Origin of the sequence: Specibacter sp. NPDC057265 (assembly GCF_042668835.1) — a bacterium.
Taxonomy (GTDB): Bacteria; Actinomycetota; Actinomycetes; order Actinomycetales; family Micrococcaceae; genus Specibacter.
Window position 1 is genome coordinate 16683 of sequence record NZ_JBHUYE010000025.1, and the last position, 21814, is coordinate 38496.

Here is a 21814-nt window from a genome sequence, read left to right on the forward strand (position 1 = left end):
ACGCAAAGCAGCATCGTGACCTTGGGTTGCTGCCACGCCTGGAGTATGCAGCCTGTGATCAACGGTGGATTGGTGACGTTTGGAACCGAAAGCTACAAACGAGCCCGGGCAGCGGTTTTTTAGTGACTGTCCCCATGGTTCTCCACATTGTGGATAACTTTTTCCCACAACCCACAGACTTATGCACTTCCGTGGACAACTTCTGCAAACTGTCCACAGAGGGTCTTCGAAAGAGCCTCTGTGGGTGGTTGTACACAAAGTTACCCACAGACGTGGATAACTTTCTTGATTTAGAGCCTATTCCCATCGTTCACAAGCGCCCGGCTCATCCACAGCTGTGGAATTACATGTGTGTAACTTATACCCACTGTGGACATCGTTGTGGATAGAAGATGTTCGACTAATTTCTAACCTACTAGAACTACACACTTGTAAGTTATGCCCACATGTGGATATCCGTGTGGATAACTGTGGATATATGCGAGGATATGGACATGGAACTTCACGATCCGATGGACATTTACCGGGTTTTCCCACAGCTGCCCTCTGCCGAGCAGATCCAGGAGTACCGACGGCTCAGTGCCGAACAAGCAGGGGGAGTGGGGGTGGTCAGCACCAGAGTCAACAACCGTGACTACACAGCCACTGTGAGTTCATTTCTCTCAGTGTCCTATGACCCACCCACACTCTTGCTGAGTCTGTACACGGAATCGAGAATCGCCCAAGCCATAATGCAGTCGGGGACGTGGGCGTTGTCATTGTTGTCCACGCATCAAAAGGCGCAGGCCAATTGGCTGGCCAGCCCGGGGACCCCTCTTGAGGGGCTCTTAAATCAAATTGATTTTAGGCGCGGACCAGCTACGGGAAATGTGGTGCTGGCAGGGTGCCTGGCTTTCTTCGAAGCTGAAACCAGTGCCATTCATGAGGCAGCCACGCACTCTTTGGTGGTTGGCAGCGTCGTGGCGATGGGAGAGGACATTGAACCTGCCCAGCTGGCTTCCCCGCTCGTTCACTACGGCCAGGAGTACCGCCGTCTTAGCCGATGATGAAATCCGGGAAGGTGCCCACTTTGTACACGGCGAGAGCGGCGGCCAAGACCAACACGGCGGCCATGGCGCCCCACTGGAGAATATTGCGGTTCTTCCTCGGGGCATAAACAATCGCGGCAGTGCACAAGGCACCGGCCAGTAGACCTCCCAAGTGTGCTTGCCAGGCAATGCCGGGAATGAGGAACCCAATGGCGGCGTTGATCAACAGCAGCACCACGATTTGCCGTAAATCTCCGCCGCGCTTGCGTTGGACCACAAAGAGAGCGCCAAAGAGTCCAAAAACTGCTCCGGAGGCGCCCACCACTGCGGTGTCCAAGGGTGAAAGCAACAGCACGCCCACGGAGCCTGCCAAGGCGCTGATTAGGTACACGGCCAAGAAACGGATCCGGCCAAAAGCCGGTTCCAAGGCATTTCCCAAAATCCACAATGCATACATGTTAAAGGCAATGTGAAGCGGACTGGCCGAATGCAGGAATGCGGAAGTGACCATGCGCCAAGGCTGGGATTCCGTCAAAAATGGCGCATAGGCAAAAGTTCGAAAAATATAATCATTGGGGAGCACCCAACTGGCGGCAAACATCGCCACACAAATGCCCATGAGGGTGATGGTCACCTTCGGCCGGCCTGCCCGAGTGGCACCACCGAATGCTGTGCGGTTGACCGGTGCCGCCTTGCTTGAAGCTTTTACACAGTCCACACACTGGACTCCCACCGATGCACTGCGCTGACACTGCGGACAAGCGGGCCTCCCGCACCTCTGACAGCTCACATAGGAGATGCGGTCAGTGTGGCGCGGACAAACCGGGGCAACGGTGGGCCCCTGGGCCGGGGTAGCAGAGCTCATGACACGGTTCCTCGCGGGGAGATATAAAAGGAAGGCTTTGGCCACCGCATCCCAAAGGATCCGGCGGCCAAAGCCGCTAAAGCAAAAAAGTATTAAAGTTGTTCGACGGTAATCGAGTTAATGACGACATCTTCACGCGGCTTGTCGCCGGCTCCTGTGGGCACTGACTCAATGGCGTCAACGACTGCGCGGGAGGCTTCATCGCTGACCTCGCCGAAGATGCTGTGCTTGCCCTGGAGCCAGCTGGTATTGACGGTGGTGATGAAGAACTGTGAACCATTGGTTCCACGTCCACCCTGAATGCCAGCGTTGGCCATGGCGAATTTGTAAGGGTCATTGAAGTTCAAATCAGGGTTGATTTCGTCATCGAACTGGAAGCCGGGACCACCAATTCCACGGCCCAGGGGGTCTCCGCCTTGAATCATGAAATCTTTGATGATGCGGTGAAAAATGGTTCCGTTGTACAGCGGCGCGTTCGTCTTCTCGCCAGTCGCCGGATGTGTCCACTCAATGGTTCCGGTGGCAAGGCCAACAAAGTTGGCCACGGTCTTGGGCGCGTGGTTTCCGAAGAGGTCCACCTTGATATCGCCCAGAGTGGTGCTGATGGTCGCTTGTGCAGTTGGGATAGCAGTCATGGCGATATTCTGCCACGCAAAGGTGGGAAAACTCTGCATGGACCATGCATTCCGCGGCTGGCGAACTGGCAAATATGGAAACCCGGCCCCGGTGCACGTAGGCTAAAAGATGAAACTGCCTACATCTGGAGGAAATGTGAAGAATGTTGACCGCTTGACCCATGGTTTGGAAGATTCACTAAGTTCGGGCGTGGACACCGCATTGGAATGGGCAGCGCCGCGCGTGGAAATCGCCAAGGATTGGACTGCACCACGTGTGGAGGCCGCAATGGGATGGGCTGTACCTCGCATCGAGCGTGGTCTTGAGCAGGCGTCACCCAAGGTCCAGGATGGACTTCGCAAGGCCGCGGAGTACACCGCTGGCGGTGTGGCCGCAGTGACACCCATGATTCAGGAGGGTCTTGAGAAACTGGCCCCCAGAATATCCGATGCAGTTGATGGAGCCACTCCGCATATCCAAGACGCCCTGAGCAAAACAGGGCCGGCCATTACCTCCGCAAAGGACAGGGTTGTCGGCGACTTTCTGCCTTTGGTCTCGGACAAACTCGGTGACGCCGCAGCCGCCGTCACGGTGGTCTTGGATAAATCAAAGGTCTCCCCTCAGCTGGAATTGGCTGCAGCGAAACTGACAGGCAACAAGAAGGCCGCGGCAAAAGCTCAAAAGGCCGCCGCTAAAGCGGCAAAGAATCTTGCTGAGCAGTTGAAGAAAAACGCCAAGAAAGACAAGAAGTCCGGCAAGGGTTGGATAGTGGTGGGAATCATTGCCGCGGCGTCGGCTGCCGGCATAGCGGCATGGAAGGCTTCCAAGCCCGTAGCTGATCCCTGGAAAACCCCGGCACCCGTGGCTCCCGCGGCGGCCACCCCGGCCCCGGCGCCAGGGGACTCCAGCAAGACAGAGTCCCCTGCTGCCGAAGCAGTGCCGCAGAAGGCAAAGGAGGCTGCGGAAGCGGTGAAGGAAAGTGCCGCATCCGCAACCGAGCATGCCAAGGATGCCGCGGCAGCAGTCCAGGACGCTGCTGTCAAGGCCAAGGATGCGGTGTCAAATGCCAAACATGCAGCAGTTGACGCTTCGGTGGAAGCTGTGGAGGAGGTCAATTCTGAAAAGACCAGCCCCGAACAAGACGATTCAAAATCTTCGACGGCGGTTCCCAAGCCAAGTGAGCTCAATCTGTAACAAATAAAAGGCAGCTGTCGCATCCGCCTCGGATGCGACAGCTGTTTTTTTATGCGTCCCTGCAAGGCTCATCCACGGTCCAGAGTGGGGTGTTACTCCTTGAGCCCGCTGCGGCCTTGCCGGAGGATCACCACGGCCAATCCCAGCAGTATCAGCACCAAGCCGGCGTAGGTGCCAGGTGGCAACTGCTGGTGCAGAAAAACGAACGCCAAAATGGCAGCTCCGGGAATTTCCACCAGGATCATCATGGACACCACCAGGGGCGAAATGGTGGCCAACAGGTAATTGAAAATGGTGTGGCCAAAAAGCTGGGCTGCAACTGTCACACCAATAATGCCCCACCATGCCTCTGCCGGGATATTGAGCAATGGTTCCTTAAAAACCAAACACATGACCAGCAAAATTACGGAACAAAGGCCGTAGCAGATGCTGGTGTAGGCCCCGAGGGAGAGGCTGCGCCGGGCAACTGACCCGGCCATTGTATAAATGGCAGCCAAAACACCGCCCGCCACTGCCAACAAGTCGCCCATCAGCGCTTCTCGCGAATATTGCAGATCGAATCCCGTGATGACCATGACGCCCACCAGCGCCGTCCCCAGCCCCAACACGACGGGGCGGGCCGGCTTCTGGCCCCTGATCCACTGGAACAGGGCAATCCACGCCGCCTGCAGGCACACCAGCGCCGTGGCAGCGGCCACGCTGGTCAACTTCACGGAAGTTATAAAGCAGGCAAAATGCAGGGCAAGGGCTGCCGCTGCCAGCGAGGTGAATTTCCATTCCGTGCGGGTCATCGTGGCGAGCAGCTTGGGTTTTGCAAGAAAAGTAGGCACACCCAGTGACAATGCACCAAGTAAATTGCGCCACAGTGCAATGGTAAGGGCCGGCGCGGCCGTGGCGGCCATGATGGGCCCCGATGCGGAAACTCCAAGGATGCCAACCACGGCCAAAAGAACAATCACCGACTAAGCGTATTGCACGCCTGGGCCGGGTGCGCCGTGAACAAAACGCGGGGCCAAAAAGTTTCAGTTAAACAAAACAACCCCGGTCAATTGACCGGGGTTGTTCCCATGGTGGAGGCACGGGGACTCGAACCCCGAACCCCCTGCTTGCAAAGCAGGTGCGCTACCAATTGCGCCATGCCCCCATGAGGCTGATTCAGTATATATGAAAACTTTTCAACGGATTCAATTGATTGGATCAGTTGCCTTGCTCCATGTTGTCTTCACAACTTTGGACTCACGCCATTTCCTGTTCAGGACAACGGCAGCAGCTGCAGTCGCGGCTATGACCAGCAACTTCTTCACTGCACACCATCCTTAGCAGTAACCAAGTGGTTCCGTGGGCGTACCTGGACTTGAACCAGGGACCTCTTCGTTATCAGCGAAGCGCTCTAACCGCCTGAGCTATACGCCCTCATTGACCCTCACCGGGCCGAGATAAAACTTTACCCCACAGATTACCAAAGTCCAAAATTGGCGGGCCTGCCAACCGGCAGGCCCGCCAATTCAGCGATCTTGGGCTTCGAAGCTGCTAATCATCCGTCAAAGTCACGCCAATTCCACCAACAAGGGTGGCTGAGATGTTGTACAACCAAGCAGACAACACCGACAATGTGGTCAACAACACAACATTGACCACGGCCACTATGGTGGAGAACGATGCCACTTGGCCAAGGGAGGCAATGCTGAGCAGATCGAACGGCTCTCCACCTTCGGAGCCTTGAATATCATTGATAAAAGCATTGACCTTGTCAAACAGACCAATGGTATCCAAGACCGACCATAGGACAATCGCAGCAACAACAGTCACAATCCCCAGTGCGACGGAGAGCAGAAAGGCCATCTTCAACACGGACCACGGGTCAACCTTGCTGACCAGAAGCCGTGCCCGCCGGGCCTTGGCCTTCGGGGCCGGTTTGACCAGCGACGGCGGTGATTTCGGCGCTGGACGCTTGCTCGCCTCAACTGGCCGCTTCGCGGCCGCGGCCGTTGTGGTGGGCCGCTGGGTGGATCCAGTGGCGGGTCGCTTGGTGGCTCCACTGGCGGTGGGCGCAGCTGCTGGACGCTGGGCCGGACGCTGGGTTGGGCGTGCCGGGGCACCTACCCTTGGTGCGGATCCAGGCCGCGGAATCGGGTTATTGGTGCTCAATCGGTACCTCCAGTTATGACGTCGTTATTTTTTAACGGTACTTCATCCACCTGAGGCTTTTCTTCCCGTTCCTCAAGAATCTCCACCACGGCGGTTTCCTGGCCGTCAAGATCTTCGTCTTCGTCCAGACCACGCTCACTGTTTCGCGCAATGCCAATGATGCGGTCGTTCTTGTCTGGCTTGGCGAAGATCACGCCCATGGTGTCACGGCCCTTGGCGGGAACCTCCGAAACATCCGAACGCACCACTTTGCCCCCGCTCATGACTACCAGCACCTCGTCATCTTCCTGCACAATGAGGGCACCAATGAGGTCTCCACGGTCCTCCACCAGCTTTGCAACCTTGATACCCAAACCACCGCGCCCCTGCAGGCGGTATTCCTCCACGGCCGTGCGCTTGGCATAGCCACCTTCAGTGACGATGAAAACGTAGGATTCGTTCGTAACCACCGCCGCGGCCAGCAGTTCATCAAAGTCGCGGAACTTCATTCCGGTGACGCCTGACGTTGCCCGGCCCATGGGACGCAGTGCCTCATTGGTGGCGGTAAAACGGATGGACTGCCCCTTGCGCGAAACCAGAAGCAGGTCGTCTGTATCCGAGACCAGCTGCGCGGAAACCAGTTCATCGCCGTCGCGCAGGTTGATGGCGATGACACCAGCCGAACGGTTGGTGTCGTAGTCCTCCAGGGAGGTCTTTTTGACCAAACCATTTTTGGTGGCCAACACAAGATACGGCGACTGTTTGTAGTCCTTGAGTTCCATCACCTGCGCAATTTTTTCCTCAGGCTGGAACGCCAGGAGGTTTGCCACGTGCTGGCCCTTGGCATCACGGCCGGCTTCAACCAATTCATAGGCTTTGGCGCGGTAGACGCGTCCAAGGTTTGTGAAGAACAACAACCAGTGGTGCGTGGTTGTCACAAAGAAGTGCTCGACGACGTCGTCCCCGCGCAGTTGTGCACCCTTGACACCCTTGCCGCCGCGATGCTGGGTCCGGTAGTTGTCGCTGCGGGTGCGTTTGACATATCCGCCCCGGGTGATGGTGACCACCATTTCCTCTTCGGGAATGAGGTCTTCCATGCTCATGTTGGGGTCGTAGCCCATCATGATCTCGGTCCGTCGATCGTCGCCGAACCGTGCAGTGATTTCAGCCAGCTCATCGCTTACGATGCCTCGTTGGACATCCGGATCAGCCAAAATGCGGTTGAATTCAGTGATCATGGTTTCCAGGGCGTTGGCGCGGTCCAGAATTTTTTGGTGTTCCAGTGCGGCCAGCCGGCGCAGTTGCATGTCCAAAATCGCTTTGGCCTGGATCTCGTCAATGTCCAACAATTGAATCAAGCCATCGCGGGCCTCCTCAGTGGTGCTGGATCTGCGGATCAAAGCAATGACCTCATCCAATGCATCCAAAGCCTTCAAAAGGGCGCGTTGAATGTGGGCTTCCTCTTCGGCTTTGCGAAGGCGGAAGCGCGTACGTCGAACAATCACGTCCATCTGGTGCGTCACCCAGTGCCTAATGAACGCATCCAGGGGCAGGGTGCGCGGCACGCCATCAACAATGGCCAGCATGTTGGCGCTGAAGTTTTCCTGCAGTTGGGTGTGCTTGTACAGGTTGTTTAGAACAACCTTTGCGACGGCGTCGCGCTTGAGCACCACCACCAGGCGCTGGCCCGTGCGGCCGGAGGTCTCATCACGGAGATCGGCGATACCTGAAATCTTGCCGTCTTTGACCAACTCGGCAATTTTGATTGCCAAATTATCCGGGTTCGCTTGGTAAGGCAGCTCGGTCACCACCAAGCAAGTGCGTCCCTGAATCTCCTCGACATTGACCACGGCCCGCATGGTGATGGAACCACGCCCGGTCCGGTAGGCATCCTCAATGCCCTTGCGTCCTAGGATCTGGGCTCCGGTGGGGAAATCCGGGCCCTTGATGCGCAGAATCAGCTCTTCGAGCAATTCCTCACGGTTGACTTGGGGGTTGGCCAGGTACCACTGCACGCCATCGGCCACCTCCCGCAAATTATGCGGAGGAATATTGGTGGCCATACCCACTGCAATGCCGGAGGATCCGTTGACCAGAAGGTTCGGGAAGCGTGCCGGCAGCACTGTGGGTTCTTGGTTCTTGCCGTCATAGTTGTCTTGGAAGTCGACTGTTTCTTCATCGATGTCGCGGACCATTTCCATGGACAGCGGCGCCATTTTGGTTTCCGTGTAACGGGGTGCCGCGGCACCGTCATTGCCCGGAGAGCCGAAGTTCCCCTGGCCCAGGGCCAGCGGATAACGCATGGTCCAGTCCTGGATAAGCCGCACCAAGGCATCGTAAATGGCGCTGTCGCCGTGGGGATGGTATTGACCCATGACTTCACCCACAACGCGGGCACACTTGTTGAAGGAACGCTCCGGGCGGTAACCGCCATCAAACATGGCGTACAGCACGCGGCGGTGGACAGGCTTCAATCCGTCCCTGACATCGGGAAGCGCACGGCCCACAATGACTGCCATGGCGTAGTCAAGATAGGACCTTTTCATTTCCTCCTGCAGGTCAATCTGTTCCACGCGATCGTGCAGAACATCTCCCACAACCACTACTTCTTCACCAGCGTCAGGCCCAGTGACATCAGGCCCCTGAGGGGTTTCATCGCTCATGCTCTTTTATATTCCAATCCCAATATATATCCGATTCTTAATATGCAAGGTGAGGAACTTAGGTTCCCTTGCCTTAGATATCAAGGAATCTGACGTCTTTGGCGTTTTGCTGAATGAAGTTTCGTCGTGATTCCACATCTTCACCCATGAGGATGGAGAAGATTTGATCGGCTTCTGCCGCATCTTCCATGGTGACTTGGAGAAGGGTGCGGTGTTCGGGATCCATGGTGGTGTCCCACAGCTCCGTATAATCCATCTCGCCCAAACCCTTGTAACGCTGGATGCCGTTGTCCTTGGGGATACGGCGCCCCGCAGCAGTGCCCGCTGCCAGTGCTGCATCCCGCTGCTTGTCGCTAAACACATAATCATGGGGGGCATTGGACCATTTAATGCGGTACAACGGCGGCTGCGCCAAATATACGTAGCCGTTCTCAATGAGGGGGCGCATGTAGCGGAACAACAACGTCAACAGCAGTGTGGTGATGTGCTGGCCATCGACATCAGCGTCGGCCATGAGCACAATCTTGTGGTAGCGAGCCTTGGCAACGTCGAAGTCCTCACCAATTCCCGCTCCAAAGGCAGTGATCATTGCCTGGACTTCGGCATTGCCCAGCGCCCGGTCCAAACGTGCACGCTCAACATTGAGGATCTTGCCGCGCAGGGGCAAAATGGCCTGCGTTGTTGGGTTGCGTCCACGCACAGCGGAACCACCTGCAGAGTCACCCTCCACAATGTAAATTTCGGACAAGGAAGGATCCTTGGACTGGCAATCCTTTAGTTTTCCTGGCATGCCGCCGGATTCCAACAGGCCCTTGCGACGGGTGTTTTCCCGGGCCTTTCGAGCAGCAAGCCGGGCCATGGAGGCTTGAATGGATTTACGAATGACATCGCGGGCGGGCCCGGGATTGCGCTCGAGCCAATCGCCCAGACCATCGGTCACCACACGCTGGACAAAACCCTTGACTTCCGAGTTGCCCAGTTTGGTCTTGGTCTGGCCCTCAAACTGCGGTTCGGAAAGTTTTACGGAAATGACTGCCGTAAGACCTTCGCGGATGTCGTCACCGGTGAGGTTGTCGTCCTTTTCCTTAATGATGTTTTTCTCACGCGCATAGCGATTGATCAACGAGGTCATGGCTGCGCGAAAACCCTCCTCGTGCGTGCCCCCCTCGTGGGTGTTGATGGTGTTCGCATAGGTGTGGACGCTCTCCGAGAAGGACGTTGTCCACTGCATGGCAATTTCCACAGCCATGCTGCGGGAGGAGTCCTCGGTTTCAAAGGCAATGACGTCCTCATGGACAGGCTCGTACTTCTTGGAGGTGTTCAGGTGTTTTACATAGTCCAACAGGCCATCGTTGTATTGATAAACAACAACGCGCTTGCCCGTGGCAACATCCTTGCCCTCAGGAATTGCATCGAGATCCGGATCCTCATCATTGACTTCCGGCCCCACACGCTCATCCGTAAGGGTTATCTTCAAACCCTTGTTGAGGAATGACATTTGCTGAAAGCGGGCCCTGAGGGTTTCAAAATCGAAGTCGATGGACTCAAAGATGCTGGGGTCCGGATAGAAAGTTTGAGTGGTGCCGGTTTCAGTGGTGACCTCGCCCTGGACCAAGGTGCCCTGCGGCTTGCCGCCGTCGGCAAAGCTCATCCGCCACACGTGGCCCTTCCGGCGGATTTCAGTTTCCACCTTCCGGGAAAGGGCATTGACCACAGAAATGCCTACGCCGTGCAGACCGCCGGACACGGCATAACCGCTGCCACCAAACTTGCCACCTGCGTGCAGGATTGTCATAACGACTTCCACAGTTGGCTTACCCTCGGTGGGGTGGATGTCCACCGGAATGCCGCGGCCGTTGTCCACAACTTTTACGCCGCCGTCGGCGGTCAACGTGATTTCAATGTGGTCGCAGTATCCGGCCAGCGCCTCATCCACGGAGTTGTCAACAACCTCGTACACCAAGTGGTGCAATCCGCGTGGACCTGTGGATCCGATGTACATGCCTGGCCGTTTGCGGACGGCTTCGAGACCCTCCAGGACCGTGATGTCACTGGCATCATAATGGTTCTCCACCTGGGTGCCGGCCTGTGTGGATGCCGGCGCCTCCAGTTGGGTTTCTTCCGATCCTGGATTCACGGCACTCTCGGAATTGTTCGTCGTCACAGGCGCGTTCGACCCCTTTTGTTGTTCAGCTCGATGGCCACCATCGGAAACTACGCACAGCTGACGTGCCCGTGCGTTGATTGCTGTAGGAGGCAGATAAATACCGCTTTCGACGCCACTGGGAAAGTTGTCACAGCGCCGTAGATGGGCGGTCCATTGATAATTCTACCTTGCAGAGACCCTAAATGGGAGCAGAACGTGCCCTCAATGGCGAGAAAAGCCGCTTAGAATGGTCCCGTTCTTCCTTCTCCAGGGGGCTATGTGCTCTGGGAGGTTTCAAAGGCCCTGTCCGGCTTTGGCCGATTGGTCAAGTGGCCGTCGCCGATCAGCCGTAAGTGTCCCTCGGGCCGCGGCCCTTGACAGTTCTAAAACCCTTTCGCCAGTTGGGGGCTGCCGGGCCCAACACCGTAATTTTGGTGACCACCCCTTGGCCAAGCTCCTCATCGAACTTGGCCAGAAGCGATGCCGTCAACAATCTGAGTTGGGTGGCCCAGCTCGTGGAATCACATCTAACGTGCAAGGTGGTCTCATCAAAACTTTCCGGCTGGCAATGTGCTGCAATATTGGCACCGACCAAGGTATCCCAGTGCGTCATGACCGATCCCACCGCCAAGGGTGAACTCCATCCCCGGTCCGCCACCAATTTACTCACCACATTCCCCAGGCCTTCGGGATCGCGTCCTTTTCCGTACTTGACGTCCAAAAAAGGGGTGCGTAATTTTCCCGCACCACTTTTTTGCCCTAATTTACTGCGGGGAATGCGCAATTCTCCCCGGCTTTTGGCAATCCGACGCATTCGGTTTAAGGCTGCCTGGGCAGCATCAACCTCCGTGGTGTGGTCCCGCGCGGCAGCCTCCAACTGATGGCCGCGGCCAGTTGGATCACGGGGGACTTTGCCCGTGCCAAAATCGTCGTTGAAGAAGGGTTCCCCTTGACGGGGATCGGGCTGTTGCTCATTCATGGGTGACCACGCCACCAGGTATCACCTGGATTTTGGAGCCTGCTAGCTCCGGGGGAATGTCACCGCCCACGGCCGCCGTGACCAATACCTGCTCGGCAGAGGCAACCATGGCGGCAAGCTTGCGGCGCCGCTGCACATCCAACTCCGCAAAAACATCATCAAGGATCAAGATGGGCTGATTACCTGCCACATGCCTATCTTCATCCAAAACATGGAAAGACGCCAGGCGCAGGGCCAAGGCTATCGACCAGGATTCGCCATGTGATGCGTAGCCACGGGCCGGAGCCTGGCCCAAAAGCAGTTCCAACTCGTCCCGATGGGGGCCCACCTGGGTCATGCCTCTTTCCAATTCGCGGTTCCTGGAGGCTGCCAGTGCGGCACTGTACCGTCGTGTCAGTTCAGCGACATCCAACAGAGCCAGGTCGTCACCGGCAAAAACCGGCTGCTCACCTGCGTCCGTGTCGGCCACCAAGGAGGCACCGTCGTCGTGGGTTAATGGTGAATTCGTGGCGACAGAGTCATCGAGGTCACTGCGATACTCTGCGCGCAAGAGCTTTGAACCATCGGTAAGTTGCGCATAGGCCTCAGCCATGTGGGGGCGTAGACGGCCCAGCAGCTCCAGTCTGGCCGCCAATAAGTTGGCGGCGGCCCCAGCCAAATGTTGATCCCAGACATCCAAGGTGGCCAGCTGGGATTCAGGGATGCCGGCGCGCGAAAAATATTGCGCCCGGGCCGACTTCAAAAGGGCGTTTCGCTGCTTTAGAACTTTTTCATAATCACTGCGTGTCCCGGCATGACGTGGCATCAAAACGACCAATAGATCATCCAGGAAGCGACGGCGGTTGCCGGGATCCCCTTTGACCAAGGCAAGGTCTTCAGGCGCAAAAAGCACCGTGCGGCAGATGCCCAGAATGTCCCGCGCCCGCACTGGGTTGGCGCGGTTGATCCTGGCCCGGTTGGCGCGGTTGGCATTAAGCTCAATTTCAACCATGACTTTTTGTTCAGCGCGCACCAATTGGGCCCTGATCAGGGCCCTGTCCGTTCCGAACCGCAATAAGGGGCCATCATGGCTCACCCGGTGCGAAGACAGGCTTGAGAGGTAGCCAATGGACTCCACCAAATTGGTTTTTCCTAAACCATTTGCACCAATAAGCACAGTGATCCCTGGGCCAAGCGTCAGGTCAACCTGTGCGTAGCTACGGAAATCCGTCAGCGAAAGATGTTCAAGGTACATATGATTTGGGCGCGTCCAAACCTCAAGATCCGACAGGCCTGGTGGCGTGTCCGCCAAATTGGTGGCGCAGCGCTGAGACCATTTTATTTGCGGGGGAGTTCTCCTCCCGGGAAGCAAACCTGGCAAACAATGCTGCAGTGATGGCCGGGGCGGGAACAGCACTGGCTATGGCTTCCTCAACCGTCCAGCGGCCTTCTCCGGAATCCTCCACATAGCCATCAATTGATTTCAATTCGGGGTCTTCAGCCAGCGCCGTCACCAACAAATCCAAAAGCCAGGACCTGACAACGGTGCCCTTTTGCCAAGCCCGGAAGGTTCCCGGCACATCTTCAATGATGTCTTTTTTGCTTAGCAGCTCATAACCTTCGGCATAGGCCTGCATCAGTCCATATTCAATTCCGTTGTGCACCATTTTTGCATAATGGCCTGCACCGACTGCACCAACATGAACGAAGCTGTCTGCCCGCTCGCCTTCGGGGCGGAGGGCATCCAGTACCGGCATGGCGCGTGCAACATCTGCAGCATCGCCGCCGGCCATGAGACCGTAACCATTTTCCAAACCCCATACACCACCGGAAACGCCTACATCCATAAAACGAATATTGGCGGCGGCGAGCATTTCCGCGTGTTTTTGGTCCTCGGTGAAACGTGAATTTCCGCCGTCAACTATCAAGTCCCCAGCTTCCAACAACTGAGCCAGTTCCGTTACCACAGCGGTCGTTGCATTACCGGAGGGCACCATCACCCATAGCAGCCGGGGCGTAGGCAAGGCTTCCACAAGCTCGGCCAGTGAGCCAACGTCGCTCACCTCGGGATTTCTGTCAAAACCAGTTACTTCAATATGGGAGGCACGCAACCGTGCCCTCATGTTGAAGCCCATTTTTCCAAGTCCAACGAGTCCAATATGCATGGTACGAGCCCTCAATCCTTTGCTTGGGTGTGGTGGTGCTGGTGTCTCCTACTGGTTGGGCAGCCTTACGGGCATGACCAAGTACCTGTATTCATCCCGGCGTTCGCCATCAATGTCGTCCTGGGCACTGAGCATGGCTGGTTTCGGGGCTGAGGTGAAGGAAAATCGGACGTATTTGCTGTCGAAGGCATTGAGGCCTTCGCTTAAATAATGGGGGTTGAAGGCCACGGTGATTTCTTCACCCACCAAGGTTGCTTCCAAATTTTCCGAAGCTTGGGCATCTTCGCCGGTGCCGGCATCCAAAGTGAGCTGACCATCGGTAAACATCAGGCGGACGGGGGTGTTGCGTTCGGCCACCAACGATACTCGGCGGACCGCCTCTGCCAATGCATGGGTTTCCACAGTTGCATGAATGGGCGTGGTGTCGGGGAAAAGGGAACGGATTTTGGGGTAATCACCGTCAACCAGCAACGAGGTGGTGCGGCGGCCACCACTTTCAAAGCCAATAAGTTCCCGGTTGTCGGAGAGGGCAATGTTGATGTTTCCTGCACCCCCCAAGGTTTTGGCAACTTCACTGAGTGTTTTTGCCTTCACCAAAGCCCCGGAAGAAATGTTTGGTGTGCTGGGGTTCCAACGAATTTCCCGCAAGGCAAGGCGGTAGCGGTCTGTTGCCAAAAGCGTGATTAAATCACCCTCAATTTCCATTTTCACACCTGTGAGAATGGGCAGGGTGTCATCCTTGCTGGAGGCAATGATGACCTGGGAAACGGCTTGGGCAAAGGCGTCTCCGTCCACGGTTCCACTGATCTCAGGAAGCGCGGGCAGTTCCGGGTAGTCATTGACGGGCATGGTTGCCAAGTGAAAACGACTGCTGCGGCAGGTAAGCGTGACTTTACTGCCATCTGTTTCAACATCAACCGGTGCTGCTGGAAGGCTTCGGCAGATATCAGCCAAAAGTCTTCCCGAAACAAGGATCGTTCCTTCTTCGGCAATGTCGGCAGGAATGTGAAGGCGTGCAGAAATTTCGTAGTCAAAACTGGACAGGCTCAGTGTGCCCGCTTCCGCTTTAAGCAGAAGGCCTGAAAGCACTGGCACGGGAGGCCTTGGTGACAATGAACGTGCGGCCCAGCTGACTGCTTCGGTCAGAACATCCCGTTCGACTCGGAACTTCACGGAAGGGTGCCGCCTTTCATGGTGCGAAAAAAATGCCTGTGCAATCCGTTCCGGGAGCAAGATGCCTGTTGCAACGAATTACAGTCCTGCTGACAGCTTAGCGCCTCAAACTCAGCAGCTGTTCATTGGAACGCAGCGTTCCTGGCTGTGGGCATCAGAAAAGGTAAATGTTGTTTGAAACGAATAATTCTTGTAGTTAGTAGTGTTAATAAGTGCTGTGGATACTGTGGATAACTCCCGTGGAACAGGGATTGCCGCCGATCTTGCCTGTGTACAGTCTGTGAGGAGATTCCGTTGCTGCCTGTGGGCTGCCGGGGAGAACTTCCCGGGCCGATTTACTGATCCACAGGGAGGTGGCAGGTTATCCGCAAGCCATGTGTGGTTACCCCCCTTTAATCCACAGGCTTATCCACAACTGTTAATTTCTCAAAATTTTCGCTGCGCGGCTTAACCCTCGCGCTGCTGCTGCTTGATCTTGTTGGTCAGTTCAGTGACCTGGTTGTAAATGGCACGTCGTTCCGCCATAAGTTCCCGTATTTTCCTATCGGCGTGAATGACCGTGGTGTGGTCACGACCACCGAATTCCTGACCAATCTTGGGCAACGACATGTCGGTCAGTTCACGACACAGGTACATGGCGATTTGGCGGGCCGTCACCAGGGTTCTGGTTCGGGACTTGCTGCAAAGTTCTTCCAAGGAAATGTTGAAGTAATGGGCTGTTTGTCCGAGGATGGCGGCCGAGGTGATTTCTTGGGCACCATCGTCGGTTATGAGGTCTTTGAGCACCAATTCTGCGAGCCCGACGTCCACGGCTTGGCGGTTCAGGCTGGCGAACGCCGTGACGCGGATGAGGGCACCCTCAAGCTCGCGAATATTGGTGGAGATCTTCGAGGCAATGTATTCCAGTGCATCGTCAGGAGCGGAAAGCCCTTCCCCAATGGCCTTTTTACGTAGAATCGCTATCCGCGTTTCCAGTTCCGGCGGCTGAACATCAGTCAGCAGGCCCCACTCGAACCTTGAGCGCATGCGTTCCTCAAAGCCCTGCAGGCGTTTGGGTGGTAGGTCAGAGGTGATGACCACCTGCTTGTTGTGGTTGTGGAGCGCGTTGAAGGTATGGAAAAACTCCTCCTGGGTGGCATCCTTATTGGCCAAAAACTGAATGTCATCAATAAGCAGGATGTCGACATTGCGGTAGAGCTGCTTAAAACTGGCACCTTCGTCATCCCTGATGGAGTTGATGAAGTCATTGGTGAACTCCTCGGAATTCACATAGCGGACACGAATGCCAGTGTAGAGACGGCGGGCATAGTGTCCGATTGCATGGAGCAGATGGGTTTTTCCGAGACCTGAATCGCCATAGATAAAAAGCGGGTTATAGGCCTTTGCCGGTGCCTCCGCCACGGCAACGGCAGCAGCATGTGCAAAGCGGTTGGAAGCACCAATGACAAATGAATCAAACACATACTTGGGATTGAGCCGGCCAAACTCCTGAGAAGTGCTCGGTGGCATGGGGCCAGGCTTTAGTGGTTGTTCCGATTGCCCTGCATGTCCATGTTGGTTATGGACTGCTTGGTTGTGAATGGGCTGCTCGCTGCGGACCGGCGCCGGAGGCGGAGTGGCAGCTGTTTCCTTCACGGGAGGCACAAGATCAGCGTTGACGCTGAAGGCACAGCTGATGTCCTCGGTAAATACCTGGCTTAGTGCGTCATTGAGAGCGGTGCTGAGCTGGTTTTGCAAAACCTCCCGCGTTAATTCATTGGGAACAGCCACCAGGAGGGTATTGCCGATCAATCCTTGAGGTTGAGTCAGGACAACAAACCCGCGCTGGCGCGGAGAAACCCTCTCATCGCGTTCCAAAATCCGAATGACTCTGCGCCAGGAACTTCCAACGTCATTGATGTCCTCAGTGCTCATTGGCTGTTTCTTCCTTACCGCCGGGTGGTCCCGGAATTCTTGATTGTGATGCGCAGACCATTGGTGTCTTGTGCCACATTTCCTTGTGCGTTGCCCGCGATGAAATTGCTCAATGTAAAAGGGCGTGCCACGCGTAATCCACAGACTTATGCACACCAGTGGATAACTTGCTACGGGCCTAGCCTAAAGGATGAAATCCCCGGAAGATAGCTGAGGAAAAGGGTTGTGGATAAATATCACACGGCCCCCCTGCCAACCACTCCGTCCACAGCTTTTCCGCAAGTGGTTATGCACAGCTGTGGATGACTTGGTGCGTGCGGCTCAGCCAGGAAAAAATGAAGCACCAAGCCGGGCTGCGGAGCAATGCGCTGCTGTTCTGCCGGTACTGGTTTGACTGTCAAAGCCTTGGTGGCCTAATGTTGTGAAGTCCCGTGTGTCTGCTTTGCGCTCCGGCGTGTGCTTCTGCGTAAAACAAAGAAGCTCAAGAAGCTGGCATCCATATACTTAGCGTCGACCCCTTCTTACCTGTTAGCTACGGGCAAGGCGCATCTTTGATTGTCTTGGAGTAACTACCGTGAGCAAGCGGACTTTTCAGCCGAACAACCGCCGTCGTGCCAAGAAGCACGGCTTCCGCCTTCGTATGCGCACCCGCGCTGGCCGCGCCATTTTGGCCGCCCGCCGTGGCAAGGGTCGCGTAGAGCTGTCGGCCTAAACAATAACTGCTTGGCATTTTGCCAGGCCTTAGTGAAGTAGCAGTTGATCGCAAGGTGCTAGCCACCAAGAATAGAATGCGGACTTCCGCCCACTTCTCACATACTGTTCGTTCCGGCGTCCGAAATGGACGCCGGAACTTAGTGTTATATATGGTACCCACCTCGCCGGATGAGCCTACCCAAATTGGTTTCATTGTGGCGAAAACTGTTGGGAACGCTGTCACCCGCAATCTCGTTAAGAGGAGACTGCGGGAAATAGTTTTCCCCACCGTTAAAGAGCTTCCTTATGGGATCAATGTTGTGGTTCGCGCCTTGCCGGCGGCGGCCGTGGCCTCTTTCCATGAGCTTGGCTTGGACTATCGAAAAGCTTTTTCCGCCGCGTGTTCCCGAACAGGATCAGCGGCGGCATCTGCCGGGAAGTCCGTACCGGAACAACGCGCAGTTGGGGAATAAAGGCCAAAGGAGAAAATGTCTTGTGAGTGCGTCCTCAACCACCGGCAAGGCACCCGGGCGGCTGGCCGCCGTCGGACGCTTCCTGTGGCATGCGCCCCGCAACGCCATCATCTTGTTCTTACAGTTTTACCGGCGCTTCATCTCTCCCAGTTATGGACAGGTGTGCCGGTTTTTTCCATCATGTTCTGCATATGCCCTGGAGGCCGTGACAGTACATGGGGCGGTCAAAGGCTGTTACTACGCTGTGCGTAGAGTCCTGCGCTGTCATCCGTGGAGCGAGGGTGGTCTGGATCCGGTCCCTTCCCCGGATATTGTTGATTGGGACGACCCGTCCACCGTGCCGCTTATTGTCCAGCTGAATCATCCGCATGTTTTTTTGGCCAAGCGACAGGCAACACAAAGCCGCAAAACGGCTTGAGGAGATAGATAAAGAAATATGGGTTTCTTCGACACAATTCTGTTCCCCTTTAAGTGGGTTGTTTCCTGGATCATGGTTTCCTTCCATGATCTCCTGACGTGGATCGGGATGGATGCGGCGTCTGGTGTCACATGGACCCTGTCCATCATTGGCTTGGTGTTGGTGATCCGGGCGGCGTTGATTCCTGTTTTTGTAAAGCAGATCAAGGCCCAGCGGGGCATGCAGGCACTGCAGCCTGAAATGAAGAAGCTGCAGGCAAAGTACAAGGGCAAGACGGACCAACTGTCACGTCAAGCCATGGGCCAGGAACAAATGGCCCTGTACAAGGAACACGGCACGAACCCGTTCTCCGCCTGCTTGCCCATGCTGATTCAGATGCCGTTCTTCTTCTCGCTCTTCCAGGTGTTGTCGCAGATCGCGAAGGCAAATGCCTCCAACGAGGGCATTGGCGCCATGACCCGAGATCAGGTGGCGCAGTTTGATGCCGCAACCATTTTTGGGGCCCGCCTCTCCGATGCGCTATTGCCCTCCCTCCAGGGCGGCAACCTCACGGTGGCCATTGCGGTTCTGTCGATCCTGATGATCATTGCCATGATTGCCTCGCAGTTCATTACGCAAAAGCAGATCATGTCCAAGAACATGTCGGAAGAAGCCATGCAGGGCCCCTTCATGCGCCAGCAGAAGATGATGCTTTACGTGCTGCCCCTCGTATTCGGCATTGGTGGCGTGAACTTCCCCATCGGCGTGCTCATCTACTGGACCACCACCAACCTGTGGACCATGGGACAGCAGTTCTTCGTCATCCGGCGCATGCCCACCCCGGGATCGCCTGCCTACAAGGAATACCAGCAGCGCCGCGAGGCCAAGGGTTTGCCGGTTTTGGGCGCTTCAAGGAAAGCTGTTGCTGAAGAAAAGGCCGTTGTGGAAATTCCCGCAGCCAAGGGGCAAAGGGTTCAGCCGCAGCGCAAAAAGAGGAAGAAGCGATAATGTCTGAGGAAGTTCAGATCGGGACTGCCGAAGCAGTGGTTCCCGCCGAGGAAATCAGCGTCAGTCGACTTGAGGAAGAAGGCGACATTGCTGCCGATTACCTCGAGGAGTTGCTTGATATTGCCGACATTGATGGTGACATTGACATTGAGGTACGCAATGGCAGGACCTATATCTCCGTTGTCACCGAAGAGGAATCTGACACTCTGCAAAGCCTTGTAGGCCAAGACGGTGAGGTTTTGGATGCCTTGCAGGAATTGACCCGTCTGAGTGTCCTGTCCGCCACGGAAACCCGTTCGCGCCTGGTGCTGGATATTTCCGGTTACCGCGACCGTCGCAATGCGGAATTGACCGAGATTGCCAAGGACGCCGCTGCGCAGATCGCAGCAGGCAGCGCGTCCGTTGCGTTGCCGCCCATGGGAGCTTATGAGCGTAAGATCGTCCACGACGTTATTGCGGAATTGGGGCTGAATTCGGAATCCGAGGGTGAGGGACCCCAGCGCCATATTGTGGTGAGCGCGGGGCAATAGCCCTGGCTTCAGAAGAATTTACATGTGATCCCGGCTGCTATGAATATTGGTGGCCGGGATCAAAACTTTATGTGTTTAGAGGATACAAATTTTGGTGGAATTGACTGTTCAGGAAGCCGTTGCGGCAAGGCGCATCTTTGGGGACCGGCTGGAACTAGCCAAACGATACGTCGAGCACTTGGCCACCTCCGGAATCGAGCGCGGCCTTATTGGACCTCGAGAGGTTCCGCGATTGTGGAGCCGGCACGTGCTGAACTGTGCCGTTGTCGCAGATCTCATTGAAGACGGCGCCAAGGTGGCTGACGTAGGCAGCGGCGCGGGGCTGCCGGGCCTTTGTTTGGCAATTGCACGGCCTGATTTGTACTTGACACTCATAGAGCCTTTGGAACGCCGCGTTGTCTGGTTGGAAGAGGTCATTACAGACCTTGGTTTGAACAACGTTGAAATCATTCGATCCCGGGCAGAAGCCGCCATAGGAAAGGTCGAGTGTTCCGTGGTCACTGCGCGCGCGGTCTCCGCCCTGAATACTTTGGCTCCTTTGACCATCCCTTTACTCAAAGGGCAGGGCCAACTTCTGGCTATTAAGGGCCGCAGCGCGGAAGGTGAAATTGACAAGGCAGCGAAGGTGCTGAAAAAGCTGGGCGGGGTCAGGACCGAGATAATATTGGCCGGCGAGGACATTTTGGAAGAACCCACGACAGTGGTTCGGGTCCAGGTGACGCGTCGTTGACGGACTCAATCCACCGCGGGAACCGATAGGCTAGAGAGCGGCAAGCCATGCCAGAGAAAGTGAGAGTGTCAGCGTGACCAGCAGCGAAGCGGCTTCGCAACGGATCCCTCCGTTCATGACCTTGGGATCAGCACGTTCCGGCGTCTCGAATCAGCCTAAAATGGTTGATTCCTCTCGGGTAAAAGCAGACGTTTCACGTGAAACAACGTCAACGGCTGTCAGTCCATTGGATATTGACTTCGATCACAATAGCCCGATTGCCAGCCAGTTGGTCAGCGAAACCAAGCGTCGAGAAAAGCTGCTGGGGAAGCGGTTGCCCAGCCCCGGCAAGACACGCATACTGACCGTGGCAAACCAAAAGGGTGGTGTCGGGAAAACGACGACCACCGTCAATATGGCTGCAGCCTTGGCCTCGGCTGGCCTTCAAGTCCTAGTAATAGACATTGATCCCCAGGGCAATGCGTCCACAGCATTGGGAGTGCCACACCATGCCGAGGTGGATAGTATCTATGACGTTTTGATCAATGACGTTCCCATGGCCGAGGTCATTGCCGAGTGCCCGGATATAGCAAATCTATATTGTGCACCGGCAACCATTCACTTGGCTGGCGCAGAAATAGAACTAGTGTCACTCGTTGCACGAGAGCAGCGGCTGCGCCGCGCCATTGAGGAGTACGTCAAGTTCCGGGCCAGCAGCCGCCTTCCCCGTTTGGACTTCATTTTTATTGACTGTCCGCCCAGCCTAGGCCTTTTGACGGTCAACGCTTTTTGTGCTGCCAATGAAGTAATGATTCCCATACAGTGTGAGTATTATGCACTTGAGGGTTTGAGCCAGCTATTGAAAAACATTGAGATGATCCAGAAGCACCTTAATTCGGATCTTGTGGTGTCCACTATTCTGCTCACCATGTATGACGGCCGTACAAACTTGGCCGCCCACGTAGCTGCTGACGTCCGGGAGCACTTCCCTCGACAAGTCCTCCGAGCACTCATTCCCAGGTCCGTTCGGATTTCCGAGGCCCCCAGTTATCAGCAAACGGTCATGACGTACGACCCTTCATCCACAGGTGCGCTGTCCTACCTGGAAGCGGCGGCGGAGTTGGCTGAACGGTCTTCGGTCTAACTTCACCATGAA

At 56.0% G+C, this 21814-nt stretch carries 21 protein-coding genes and 2 tRNA genes; 9 read left to right on the forward strand and 14 right to left on the reverse strand.

The window, feature by feature from the left end; all coding sequences use genetic code 11:
* Positions 1-494 precede the first annotated feature (494 nt).
* Positions 495-1046, forward strand: a complete 552-nt coding sequence (locus ACFUCV_RS13775) for a flavin reductase family protein (protein WP_380816675.1) — start codon at positions 495-497, stop codon at positions 1044-1046.
* Here ACFUCV_RS13775 and ACFUCV_RS13780 read toward each other — a convergent pair.
* Together ACFUCV_RS13780 and ACFUCV_RS13785 are read right to left on the reverse strand one after the other, a co-directional pair.
* Entirely contained in the window at positions 1036-1893 is an 858-nt protein-coding gene (locus ACFUCV_RS13780; RefSeq protein WP_380816677.1) for a rhomboid family intramembrane serine protease, read from the reverse strand. The two genes, ACFUCV_RS13775 and ACFUCV_RS13780, sit on opposite strands and share 11 nt — an antisense overlap.
* 92 nt (positions 1894-1985) lie before the next feature.
* Complete coding sequence (locus ACFUCV_RS13785; RefSeq protein WP_380816679.1) at positions 1986-2528, reverse strand: peptidylprolyl isomerase; 543 nt, start codon at positions 2526-2528, stop codon at positions 1986-1988.
* Between the two features lie 136 nt (positions 2529-2664).
* Between ACFUCV_RS13785 and ACFUCV_RS13790 the strand changes: the two genes are divergently transcribed.
* The gene (locus ACFUCV_RS13790) at positions 2665-3702 is read left to right on the forward strand and encodes a hypothetical protein (RefSeq protein WP_380816681.1); all 1038 of its coding nucleotides are present in this window, start codon (positions 2665-2667) and stop codon (positions 3700-3702) included.
* Between the two features lie 92 nt (positions 3703-3794).
* On the opposite strand, the gene ACFUCV_RS13795 is transcribed toward ACFUCV_RS13790, so the two are convergent.
* The 12 genes from ACFUCV_RS13795 to dnaA all read right to left on the reverse strand — a co-directional run bounded on the left by ACFUCV_RS13795 (position 3795) and on the right by dnaA (position 16848).
* Positions 3795-4661 (reverse strand): DMT family transporter, encoded by an 867-nt coding sequence (locus ACFUCV_RS13795; protein ID WP_380816683.1) that lies wholly within the window; start codon positions 4659-4661, stop codon positions 3795-3797.
* Positions 4662-4770: 109 nt separating this feature from the next.
* A tRNA-Ala gene (locus ACFUCV_RS13800) sits at positions 4771-4846 on the reverse strand.
* A gap of 40 nt (positions 4847-4886) precedes the next feature.
* Positions 4887-5006 (reverse strand): DLW-39 family protein, encoded by a 120-nt coding sequence (locus ACFUCV_RS13805; protein ID WP_380816685.1) that lies wholly within the window; start codon positions 5004-5006, stop codon positions 4887-4889.
* Positions 5007-5041: 35 nt separating this feature from the next.
* Positions 5042-5115: transfer RNA gene (locus ACFUCV_RS13810), tRNA-Ile, on the reverse strand.
* A 117-nt stretch (positions 5116-5232) separates the two neighbouring features.
* Positions 5233-5850 (reverse strand): DUF3566 domain-containing protein, encoded by a 618-nt coding sequence (locus tag ACFUCV_RS13815; protein WP_380816687.1) that lies wholly within the window; start codon positions 5848-5850, stop codon positions 5233-5235.
* Positions 5847-8492 (reverse strand): DNA gyrase subunit A, encoded by a 2646-nt coding sequence (gene gyrA / locus ACFUCV_RS13820; RefSeq protein ID WP_380816689.1) that lies wholly within the window; start codon positions 8490-8492, stop codon positions 5847-5849. Before gyrA ends, ACFUCV_RS13815 begins: the two co-directional genes overlap by 4 nt.
* 73 nt (positions 8493-8565) lie before the next feature.
* A complete protein-coding gene (gene gyrB, locus ACFUCV_RS13825; protein WP_380816720.1) occupies positions 8566-10602 on the reverse strand; it encodes a DNA topoisomerase (ATP-hydrolyzing) subunit B in 2037 nt (678 codons plus the stop codon).
* 379 nt (positions 10603-10981) lie between these two features.
* Positions 10982-11617 (reverse strand): DUF721 domain-containing protein, encoded by a 636-nt coding sequence (locus ACFUCV_RS13830; protein ID WP_380816691.1) that lies wholly within the window; start codon positions 11615-11617, stop codon positions 10982-10984.
* A complete protein-coding gene (gene recF / locus ACFUCV_RS13835) occupies positions 11610-12851 on the reverse strand; it encodes a DNA replication/repair protein RecF (RefSeq protein ID WP_380816693.1) in 1242 nt (413 codons plus the stop codon). The genes ACFUCV_RS13830 and recF overlap by 8 nt, the downstream gene beginning before the upstream one ends.
* Positions 12852-12873: 22 nt before the next feature.
* Positions 12874-13776 (reverse strand): phosphogluconate dehydrogenase (NAD(+)-dependent, decarboxylating), encoded by a 903-nt coding sequence (gene gnd, locus ACFUCV_RS13840; RefSeq protein ID WP_380816695.1) that lies wholly within the window; start codon positions 13774-13776, stop codon positions 12874-12876.
* A 33-nt stretch (positions 13777-13809) separates the two neighbouring features.
* Positions 13810-14934 carry a DNA polymerase III subunit beta gene (dnaN, locus tag ACFUCV_RS13845; protein WP_380816697.1) on the reverse strand — a complete coding sequence of 375 codons (1125 nt, stop codon included), beginning with the start codon at positions 14932-14934 and terminating at the stop codon, positions 13810-13812.
* A 447-nt stretch (positions 14935-15381) separates the two neighbouring features.
* The gene (gene dnaA, locus ACFUCV_RS13850) at positions 15382-16848 is read right to left on the reverse strand and encodes a chromosomal replication initiator protein DnaA (RefSeq protein WP_380816699.1); all 1467 of its coding nucleotides are present in this window, start codon (positions 16846-16848) and stop codon (positions 15382-15384) included.
* Between the two features lie 574 nt (positions 16849-17422).
* Between dnaA and rpmH the strand changes: the two genes are divergently transcribed.
* The 7 genes from rpmH to ACFUCV_RS13885 all read left to right on the forward strand — a co-directional run bounded on the left by rpmH (position 17423) and on the right by ACFUCV_RS13885 (position 21802).
* On the forward strand, positions 17423-17560 hold the full coding sequence (gene rpmH, locus ACFUCV_RS13855; RefSeq protein ID WP_011776797.1) for a 50S ribosomal protein L34: 138 nt from the start codon (positions 17423-17425) through the stop codon (positions 17558-17560).
* A gap of 55 nt (positions 17561-17615) precedes the next feature.
* Positions 17616-18014, forward strand: a complete 399-nt coding sequence (gene rnpA / locus ACFUCV_RS13860; RefSeq protein WP_380816701.1) for a ribonuclease P protein component — start codon at positions 17616-17618, stop codon at positions 18012-18014.
* The gene (gene yidD, locus ACFUCV_RS13865) at positions 17902-18432 is read left to right on the forward strand and encodes a membrane protein insertion efficiency factor YidD (protein WP_380816703.1); all 531 of its coding nucleotides are present in this window, start codon (positions 17902-17904) and stop codon (positions 18430-18432) included. Before rnpA ends, yidD begins: the two co-directional genes overlap by 113 nt.
* Before the next feature lie 18 nt (positions 18433-18450).
* Positions 18451-19419: a membrane protein insertase YidC gene (gene yidC / locus ACFUCV_RS13870; protein ID WP_380816705.1), complete on the forward strand. Its 969-nt coding sequence runs from the start codon at positions 18451-18453 to the stop codon at positions 19417-19419.
* Positions 19419-19949: a protein jag gene (locus ACFUCV_RS13875; protein ID WP_380816708.1), complete on the forward strand. Its 531-nt coding sequence runs from the start codon at positions 19419-19421 to the stop codon at positions 19947-19949. Before yidC ends, ACFUCV_RS13875 begins: the two co-directional genes overlap by 1 nt.
* Positions 19950-20040: 91 nt before the next feature.
* Entirely contained in the window at positions 20041-20679 is a 639-nt protein-coding gene (gene rsmG / locus ACFUCV_RS13880) for a 16S rRNA (guanine(527)-N(7))-methyltransferase RsmG (protein ID WP_380816710.1), read from the forward strand.
* 73 nt (positions 20680-20752) lie between these two features.
* Positions 20753-21802, forward strand: coding sequence for a ParA family protein (locus ACFUCV_RS13885; protein WP_380816712.1), 1050 nt, complete (start codon positions 20753-20755; stop codon positions 21800-21802).
* Positions 21803-21814: the final 12 nt, after the last annotated feature.

Excerpts from the sequence above, each read along its gene's own strand:
- ACFUCV_RS13775 (WP_380816675.1), top strand. The coding sequence starts at position 495 with ATGGAACTTCACGATCCGATGGACATTTACCGGGTTTTCCCACAGCTG.
- ACFUCV_RS13780 (WP_380816677.1), bottom strand. The coding sequence starts at position 1,893 with ATGAGCTCTGCTACCCCGGCCCAGGGGCCCACCGTTGCCCCGGTTTGT.
- ACFUCV_RS13785 (WP_380816679.1), bottom strand. The coding sequence starts at position 2,528 with ATGACTGCTATCCCAACTGCACAAGCGACCATCAGCACCACTCTGGGC.
- gyrA (WP_380816689.1), bottom strand. The coding sequence starts at position 8,492 with ATGAGCGATGAAACCCCTCAGGGGCCTGATGTCACTGGGCCTGACGCT.
- ACFUCV_RS13830 (WP_380816691.1), bottom strand. The coding sequence starts at position 11,617 with ATGAATGAGCAACAGCCCGATCCCCGTCAAGGGGAACCCTTCTTCAAC.
- recF (WP_380816693.1), bottom strand. The coding sequence starts at position 12,851 with ATGTACCTTGAACATCTTTCGCTGACGGATTTCCGTAGCTACGCACAG.
- dnaA (WP_380816699.1), bottom strand. The coding sequence starts at position 16,848 with ATGAGCACTGAGGACATCAATGACGTTGGAAGTTCCTGGCGCAGAGTC.
- yidD (WP_380816703.1), top strand. The coding sequence starts at position 17,902 with ATGAGCTTGGCTTGGACTATCGAAAAGCTTTTTCCGCCGCGTGTTCCC.
- yidC (WP_380816705.1), top strand. The coding sequence starts at position 18,451 with ATGGGTTTCTTCGACACAATTCTGTTCCCCTTTAAGTGGGTTGTTTCC.
- ACFUCV_RS13875 (WP_380816708.1), top strand. The coding sequence starts at position 19,419 with ATGTCTGAGGAAGTTCAGATCGGGACTGCCGAAGCAGTGGTTCCCGCC.